Source organism: Methylobacterium frigidaeris, assembly GCF_022179185.1.
GTDB classification, from domain to species: domain Bacteria; phylum Pseudomonadota; class Alphaproteobacteria; order Rhizobiales; family Beijerinckiaceae; genus Methylobacterium; species Methylobacterium frigidaeris.
Genome location: NZ_BPQJ01000422.1, coordinates 1 through 223, shown reverse-complemented (window position 1 = coordinate 223; position 223 = coordinate 1). Strand labels below are relative to the sequence as shown.

Genomic DNA, 223 nt, shown 5'->3' with positions numbered 1-223 from the left:
CTCAAGTGCGCTTGCCAGCCATTCATTCGCCAGTAAGACGTTAAACTCGCCACGCTCCTCGCCCAGCGCCAGTTTATATTCATCGCGATAACAAAGTACCAGCGCCGGATCGACGCCCACCATTGGCATACCCAGCTTCGCCATACGGTTGAGGAAATCCGCCGTCTTTTTCGCCGTCTTCGCAAAACGATTAAGAAAACCTTTAATATGCTGGGCTTTGCCA

1 protein-coding gene is annotated in these 223 nt (G+C 52.0%); it reads right to left on the bottom strand.

What is annotated here, in order from left to right:
* Positions 1 to 223 (bottom strand): hypothetical protein (locus MFF64_RS37545; protein ID WP_238194174.1); only part of this gene is annotated, 223 nt, incomplete at both ends.